This is a genomic window from Streptomyces sp. NPDC002884 (assembly GCF_040295245.1).
Lineage (GTDB): Bacteria > Actinomycetota > Actinomycetes > Streptomycetales > Streptomycetaceae > Streptomyces.
The window spans coordinates 1-6,848 of the sequence record NZ_JBEOVB010000082.1 but is presented as its reverse complement, the minus strand read 5'-3'; the positions used below and the strand labels follow the sequence as shown (position 1 = coordinate 6,848).

At 65.4% G+C, this 6,848-nt stretch carries 4 protein-coding genes and 3 pseudogenes; 1 reads left to right on the top strand and 6 read right to left on the bottom strand.

Translation table 11 applies throughout. From position 1 onward, the window contains the following. A pseudogene (locus ABT070_RS45805) lies at positions 1-85 on the top strand (IS5/IS1182 family transposase); the annotation flags it as partial. Positions 86-128: 43 nt separating this feature from the next. On the opposite strand, the gene ABT070_RS45800 reads toward ABT070_RS45805, so the two are convergent. The 6 genes and pseudogenes from ABT070_RS45800 to ABT070_RS45775 all read right to left on the bottom strand — a co-directional run bounded on the left by ABT070_RS45800 (position 129) and on the right by ABT070_RS45775 (position 5,527). Beyond that, the gene (locus ABT070_RS45800) at positions 129-656 is read right to left on the bottom strand and encodes a hypothetical protein (protein ID WP_351769273.1); all 528 of its coding nucleotides are present in this window, start codon (positions 654-656) and stop codon (positions 129-131) included. Between the two features lie 564 nt (positions 657-1,220). Further along, positions 1,221-1,583 (bottom strand): annotated as a pseudogene (locus tag ABT070_RS45795) (helix-turn-helix domain-containing protein); the annotation flags it as partial. Positions 1,584-1,653: 70 nt separating this feature from the next. Continuing rightward, a pseudogene (locus ABT070_RS45790) lies at positions 1,654-2,880 on the bottom strand (IS110 family RNA-guided transposase). A 617-nt stretch (positions 2,881-3,497) separates the two neighbouring features. Then, positions 3,498-4,193, bottom strand: a complete 696-nt coding sequence (locus tag ABT070_RS45785) for a hypothetical protein (protein ID WP_351769271.1) — start codon at positions 4,191-4,193, stop codon at positions 3,498-3,500. Positions 4,194-4,316: 123 nt separating this feature from the next. After that, positions 4,317-4,733, bottom strand: coding sequence for a hypothetical protein (locus tag ABT070_RS45780; protein ID WP_351769269.1), 417 nt, complete (start codon positions 4,731-4,733; stop codon positions 4,317-4,319). Next, entirely contained in the window at positions 4,730-5,527 is a 798-nt protein-coding gene (locus ABT070_RS45775) for an IS5 family transposase (protein WP_351769267.1), read from the bottom strand. The genes ABT070_RS45780 and ABT070_RS45775 overlap by 4 nt, the downstream gene beginning before the upstream one ends. Positions 5,528-6,848 lie beyond the last annotated feature (1,321 nt).

Here is a 6,848-nt window from a genome sequence, read left to right as displayed (position 1 = left end):
CCGCTACGAGCGAAAGCCGGAACACTTCCTCGCCTTCACCGCCATCGCCGCGACCCTCATATGCCACCGCAGACTCACCAACTGAAATGAAGTCTAAGGCTCCTCCCGGCTCCTCGGTGGGGAACTCATCATCGATGTGGCCTTCTCGTGACGCTGTGTCCGGGAGCTGGCTCAGGCCCGACGGTGGTCTTGGGTGGGTAGGTGTTTTCGAGCTGGGAGTGCGTGGCGGAAGGGGCGCTATGGAACGGATTGCTTGCCGCAGCATCCTTTATCGTCGCCTTGAGCTGATTCCGCTGCAGCTCGGCCAGGCGCGCACTGTACTGATCCATGGGGTGCGGCACAAACTCGATGTTGGGCTGAGGAGAGGTGGACCGAGGATGGGTGAGCTGCTTCCAATGCAGCTCAGCCAGTCTTCTGCTGTACTGATCCATGCTTCTCGTGACGCTGTGTCCGGGAGCTGGCTCAGGCCCGATGGCGGTCTTGGGTGGGTAGGTGTTTTCGAGCTGGGAGTGCGTGGCGGAAGGGGCGCTATGGAACGGATTGCTTGCCGCAGCATCCTTTATCGTCGCCTTGAGCTGATTCCGCTGCTGCTCGGCCAGGCTTGCACTGTAAGGAGTTGGTGCATTCCACTGCCGGTCGGCTGGCTGTTTTTGCATGTCGCTATCCTGTGCATGAAGAGTTCTTTTGCTTGCATGGGAATTAGGATCCCCCAACTGCAACGTTTTTTGCCCAGGAGAGTTCAACGGGGGCGGCGTGAGGTTCCCCCGAGATGCGGACGGTGGTGACAGAGGGGCAGATGGTTCTCATGAGAGAACCATCTGCCCCCAAGGCTCCCGATGCCCTACGCGGCTGGATCCGGCAGGCCGATGCCAGCGAGCGGGATGGTTCGGCTGACCACTGACGCGCCAAGCTCGCCACGTTACACAGGGAGAATACCCAGCTCAGGCAGGCGAATGAGGTCCTGCCGACGGCCTCAGCCCTTCTTTCGCGGTGCGGCTCGACCCGCCCCGGCCCAGGTGACGGGGCTGCTCGATGAACGCCCGCACCTGGGGGTCAGACTGCGTCCTGCGGGAATTGCACATCGCCTCCTCCGCCGACTCCGCTGGCGCAGCGCCGGGAAACATCCGTGCGAACAGCGGTGTTCGTCGAGCTGGCTGAGCGAATCAAGGAGTTCCACGCCGAATCTCGCAGCATCTGCGGCTTGCCGCGCGCGCATACAGTGAAGATCCACAGCAGCTCGCCGGCCGGATCGGTGAGGACCTGGACGTTCACTCCGTGCCGGCGGTGCTTGGCCGAGTAGTCCGCCCGGCTGTCGCCGACGCGGTCGCACTCGGCGAGGGTCCCGTCCAGCAGGACGAAGTCCGGATCGTGCTCGCGCAGCGTTTGAGCAGGCCAGGGGCTCGTTCGGCGAGCAAGCGGGTCACGCTGCTGACGTATGCGTGGACGGTGCCGACGGATATCCCGAACCCGGCCGCGATCCGGGTGAGAGGGTCGTGGCGGCGCAGGTACACCAGAGCGACGAGCGCACGCTGGTGCGGCGGGAGCTTGCAGCGGCGGTCACCCTCGCGGGTGACGATGAGCATGGTGACCCACTCGACCAGGGCGTGAGGGAGGTCGAGTGCGGCAGGATAGACACCTCAGGCGCTCAACACGTCAAGCTGCGGCGGCGAGTTCGACGGGGAAGGCGGTGTGCTCGTCGAAGAGCTTGCGGTGCTGAAGGCAGTGGTAGAGCTGGCCAGCATGCGGTTGAAGAGGTTCCTCTGGGCGGCTGCGTGCCAGTCTCCGTGGCCGTCGCGGCGCCTGCGATAGTGGGTCTTGGCGCCTGGTGAGGCGGTGATCGTGCAGAAGGCCCAGAGGTAGCCGGCGTGGTTGAGGCGGTCGTTCTTCACCCACCGGCGGGTGATGCTCGACTTCTTGCCCGAGGCCCTGGTGATGGGGGAAGCCCCGCCGTATGCCTTCAGGCCCCGGGCATCGGCGAAGCGGTTTCGGTCGTCCCCGATCTCGGCGAGCACCCGGGCACCGAGCTGGATGCCGAGGCCGGGGAAGCTGAGGATGATCTCAGCGTCCGGATGCTGAGGAAAAGCTTCCTCCCCCGCCTCGGCCAGATTGTCGGCCGCCTGCAGGCGGCCTGGAGCTGGACCAGGAGCGCGAGCATCTGCTGGCCGAGCGCGTCCTCGACCAGCGGCGGCTGGTGGGCCCAGTCGGCGCGGAAGACTTCACGGAGCCGTTCGGCCTCGGCTTCGACGCCGCGTTTGCGACCGGCGCGCTTGAGTGCGGCCTGCAGCTGCGTGCGTGTCAGCTTCGCAGCCCGCGTCGGTGCCGGTGCCGCCTTGAGGAGTTCGTGTGCCTCCCGGCGGCACAGACCGTTCTTCCACGACTCGAAGGCGGCCAGGGCGGACGGATAGTACTCGCGCAACAGGGAGCGGAGCTGGTTGGAGATCTGCTGCCGGTTCCACGTGGCGTCCTGCTGAGCTCTGACGAGCACGGCGAGGGCGCGGGCCAGGTCGCTGTCCTGCGGCAGTGGCCGGTGGGCGTGCATGTCGGTGCGCAGTATGTTGGCCAGGGCCAGGGCGTCTCCGGAGTCGGACTTCTTGCGGGAGACGCTGTGCCGGTCACGGTAGCGGGCGGCGGCCATCGGGTTGATCGCGAAGACCTGCCGCTTGCCCGTCCGTAGCACTGCGACGAGCAGGCCGCGGGAGGTCTCGATCGCGACCGGGACCGGGTTCTCCTCGGTGTCGCCGTATTCGGCGAGCAGGTCCAGCGGATCTTGTAGCCGGCGGCGTCGTCGGTGATGTGCCGTTTGGCCAGTAACTGGCCGCTGTCGTCGACCAGGGCGATGTCGTGCGTGCGTTCCGCCCAGTCAATGCCGCAGTAGATCAAGTCTTTCCCCTCCGTCGTACTGTTCTTGCTGGTCACGAGCTCATGAGGGCCACGCAGCGACCTAATCCCAGGACTCAGCCCTTCTGGCCGGTCCGCCACCTCAGTAGCCGTTCGTGGCACCAGCTCGTCCCACGGGCCTCAGTCTCTGCGGGAGCTCAAACGGCTCGGGCTTCACAAGAGGTCACCGTGGAGCGGGCTCGCACCGCCAACACCAACGAGTGATCAAGCGGAGGGTGTTGATGCCCGGCGGCGCTGGACGGCGCCGATCTTTCGGTAGGCCTCGCGTGCCGGGAGGGACGTCAAACGTCCGTCCAGCACCAGCGGACGCCAACACCTGCTGGACGGTGACGGGTGCACGGGCGCCGGCGCCGCCGATCTATCCTTGGGCTCCGAGGCCGGGGAACCAATAGGCGTCCGTCCGACGCCCACGCAGCTGCCACCATGAGTACGAGGACCGCGCGCCGCTCTACGCGGAGGTCTCAGCGGGCGGTTCGTAAGTTGATGTCCGTTTCGGTCTCGGTTACTGCTTCTTGCTGAACGTGCCGGGCTCGGCCGCGCTGAGGATTCCTAGTGTGGCCAGGGTGATCGTGGATTTCGGCCTGGGGGCCCCTCCAGCGTCAGACAGCCCTCGCGGGGGCGGGCACAGAAACCGGTCGAATACATTGCAAGTTCCTCTCGTAGATGTCTCCTAGGGCGTCTATGACCTGGATTCTGATGTCCAGTACGGAGATTCTCTCGAGAGCCTTGGAGCCGAGAGCCAGCAGTTCCATACCTTCTCTGCTGACGTTGGTCATCGGCACGGCCGCACCCGAACCGAGGTGCAGCATGAAGTAGTCGTCGTCCCAGTTGAGCCCCAGCGACGCCAGCGATTCGATGGCCTTGGCCCAGGAAACCCAGGCGAAAGGGATGACGGCAATGCCCGAGCCTGTCGGAGAGGTCTGGATCCGGTAAGCGACGGAGTGGATCACGGCTCTACCCCCGCCCGCGTTGACCAGGGAGACCGTCCTCAGCGAATCGTTGAGTTCGCCGCTGCGCCCCTCGGTCCCAGACCAACTCAGCGCGGGCTGCATGGTTTGCGAGAGCTGACTGCGAGTCACGATAATGCCGGCAAGCAGAGCTACCACGGCTGCGCAGGTCGAGGCGTCCAGCACCGTGAGCCGCCACGGCCAGTCGTCACGGACGTTGGCATTCAGATTGGCTTTGACGATCTCCCAAGTCAGATCGACTAGGGCGAATACAAGAAACGCTCTGGGCCACCGCAGCGTCCTGCCACTGGTCGAGATCCGCCGTTGGTCCCATTGTGACTCTTCCATATGCCCTCCCGCATTTCTCGTCCTCCCACGATGCCGCGTGCCGCGTGCTGGGAGCAACGGTGCCGGATCAGGGAGCGCTTGAGTGTCAGTGGGCGGTTCGTGAGTTGTCTGTTCCGGGCTTGGTTACTGCTTCTTGCTGAAGGTGCCGGGCTCGGACTCGGTGAGGAATCCTAGTGTGACCAGGCGTTTCATCTTGGCTCGGGTGCGTTCGATGTGTTTCGGCAGGAGCTCGAAGTCGAGGGCCTGACAGATGTCGCGGGCCGTCAGGGGGGCGGTCGTGCTGTTGAAGACGGCGAGGATGCGCGGGTAGTCCGGGTGCTCGGGCAGCTCCGGACTCCCTGATGGGTCGGGGCTGTGGACCGGGATTCGGTCGGCGAGGCCAGTGATGGTCGTGCGGGTGATGGCGAGGTGTTCCAGTCGCAGTTCGGCCTCGCGGAGCTGGGTCTGAAGGGTGTCGATCTGGGTGCGGAGATCGTCGGTCAGGGCCCGGGCTGCGTCTTCCTGAAGGTCGAGCGCCTGAAGGAGGGGGTTGAGGTTCACGCGCTGACCACCTGCGGATCGCGCCAGGTGAGCGTGCTCGCGTCGGTGAGCCGACGGGCCATGACGTGGGTCATGGCCCAGTAGACGCGTGAGGTGGAGGAGGCCGGGCGGTGTTCGTAGTCGCGGACCAGGCTCCGGTGCAGTATCAGGGTCCCGAACGTCTGCTCCACCCGCCATCGTTTCGGCTGCGGAACGAATCCCCCCTCCTCAGGATTGCGCCGGACGATCTCGACGTCGATGCCGAGGGCGGCCCCGTGCGTGACGACCTGGTTCTTGAAGCCCTGGTCGACCAGGGCCTTGCTGACCGAGCCGCCGACCGCGACGGCGACCTGGTCGAGCAGAGCGATGCCGGCGGCGTTGTCGTGGACACTCGCGGCCACCACGGTGACAGCGATGACCAGGCCAAGGACGTCCACGGCCAGTCCCCGCTTGCGGCCAGGCACCCGTTTCGCGGCGTCTTTACCCGTCGTGACCGCGGGGACCCCGGTTGCCGCCCGGACACTCTGGGTGTCCAGGATCACCAGGGTCGGGTCCTCTAACCGCCGGTTCCTCTCCCGCACCTGGCAGCGCAGGAGTTCATGAATCTGCTGGTCGGTGCCATCGTCCCGCCAGGCGGCGAAGTAGTAGTACGTCGCGCTCTTCGGCGGCAGGTCGTTCGGCAACAGGGCCCACTGACAGCCGGTCCGGGACTGGTAGAGGATCGAGTTCACGATCTCCCGCATCGGATAGCGGCCCTGGTGGCCGCTCACGGAACAGTGCCGGTTCTTCCAGGCCGTGATCACCGGCTCGATCAACGCCCACTACTCGTCGGACAAGTCGCTCTGGTACGGCTTGCGTTCACTCATCCCACCGATCCCAGCAGGCCACCGGCACCGGACCGGAACGTTCCGGCTTCGTCCACACCATCAGGCGACACCAGAACCACTCATAGGATCACGAACCACCCACTCAGCAGACCCGGTTCGCCGCAGGCATCGCAGCCCTCTACTCGAGCATCCCCACAAGCTTCCGCTCCATTGGGACGCTTATCTACGGATTAGGGAACCAACAGGGCTCCTGTGCCGGTGGGTTGAGACGTCGAACACCTCCCTCAACGGCACGGGGGCTTTGTGCGTTGTGGCACCTCACCTCGACCTGACCGGTGTCACTCGATCAGTGGCCAAGCTGAAAACGCTCAGTGAGGTTTTTCAGTGTGGTAACCGATCGGGTGACGTCGCTTCGGCAGCTCGGCCCGGCAAGGACAGCAACTGCCCTGCTTGGAGGCATCGTCAACATACTCGGGACCCTCACTCGCCGGACGAGCGGCTGAAGAGGCTCAGTGCTGAAACGCGAGGGCACACGCGTGGGCTGTAAGCGGATCGAGCGCCTGGTGCGCGAAGCCGACCTGACGGGCGTCAACCCGTGGCGCACAGACTTCACGCGCCGGGATCCCGAGGCCAGGCTCGCCCCGGTTTTGGTCAACCGGGACTTTACGGCGCCTGCGCCGAACCAGGCGTGGGGCAACCGACCGGACGATGATCTCGACCGGCCAGGGGTCGCTGCGGCACAAGGCGATCCGGGACGCGTCCTATTGCCGGGTGATGGCTTGGGAGACCTCCGCCCGAGCGGACGCGGAACTGGTCCTGGCCACGCTGGAGTACGCCCCTACGTCCCGTGAGGTTGGCGTTGGTGTGCCGGCGGCGCCAGAGCGCCATCTCCAGAGCGGTAGAGGCTGGTGACGACCTGCCGACCGACGACCATGTGGGAGAAGACGGCATGACGAAGGCCGCGTAGGCCCAGCCGGAGTAGTCTTAATGTAGGTGATGTCGGTAATCCACAGCTGGTTCGGGGAAGTTGCGGTGAACTGTCGCTCGACCAGGTCGGCAGACCGGTCGGTCTTTCGGGTGGGCTCGGTGATGCGCGGGCTCTCGGCCCGGCTCAGGTCCCGCAGTCCGACCTGGTGCATGCGGCATTCGACCGTGCAGCGGGGCCACCTCGTGTTCCTCGCGGGCCAGAGCGGCATGAACCTGGCAGAATCCTTAGAGGATGTCTCACGTGGCGAGTTTCGCCAGCTTCTTGTAGCAGGTCAGGGCTGCGGCGAGGCCGAGGAAGGCGAGGAAGTGACTGCCCTTGCGT